1 pseudogene is annotated in these 866 nt (G+C 63.4%); it reads right to left on the bottom strand.

Annotated elements, in window-relative coordinates:
• Positions 1-866, bottom strand: a pseudogene (gene dnaE, locus FUT88_RS24680) (DNA polymerase III subunit alpha); the annotation flags it as partial.

The following is an 866-nucleotide window of genomic DNA, read 5'->3' as shown; positions in this document are numbered from 1 at the left end:
CGTCATCTGCGTACGCTGCCCGACAATCACGCCGGCCACCGTTTTGTTACGTGCATCGCGGTTGCCGTAGCCGCCGCCGTTGCCCTTGTCGGTCACTTCGCGAGCCAGATCGGCCAGCGTCGTACGCGCAAAGCGGCGCACTTCGTCGCGGTATTCATCGAACAAGTGGCCAGAGAGATAGAAACCCAGCGCCTGCTTTTCTTCCTGCAGCTTGCGCTTGGTAGACCAGGCCGGCTCATCGACGAGTTCGGGGCGATGCTGCTCGGCATCGTCACCGCTCATCAGATCGAACAGCGACACCTGGTTGGCAGCCGCCGCCTTCTGCTCGGCGGCTTCCATGGCCAGGCCGATCGACGCGAGCAGCTGCGCGCGGTTGGCGTTGAGGCTGTCGAAGCGCCGGCGCGCACCAGCGCTTCGATCGTGCGGCGATTGACCTGGCGGCGGTCGACGCGTTCGCAGAAGTCGAACAAGTCCTTGAAGGGGCCGTCTTCGCGTGCACGCAGGATGTCTTCGATGGCGCCCTGGCCGCTGCCTTTCACGCCTCCCAGGCCGTAGCGGATGGTCTTGGCGTCGGTCGGTGCAAAACGATACTGGCTGGCGTTGATATCGGGCGGCAGGATGGTCAGGCCGTTCTTGCCTCGGGCATCGTCGTAAAGGATCTTCACCTTGTCGGTGTCGTCCATGGCGAGCGACATGTTGGCTGCCATGAATTCGGCCGGGTGATGCGCCTTGAGCCACGCCGTGTAATACGCCAGCAGCGCATACGCGGCCGCGTGCGACTTGTTGAAGCCGTAGCCCGCGAACTTCTCCATCAGGTCGAAGATTTCATCGGCCTTTTCGGTGGAGAGCCCGTCCTTGGCAGCGCC

The sequence above is a fragment of the Ralstonia sp. TCR112 genome (assembly GCF_007997035.1).
Lineage (GTDB): Bacteria > Pseudomonadota > Gammaproteobacteria > Burkholderiales > Burkholderiaceae > Ralstonia > Ralstonia edaphi.
The sequence above is the reverse complement of the archived record's forward strand: the minus strand, read 5'-3'. Positions and strand labels throughout refer to the sequence as shown.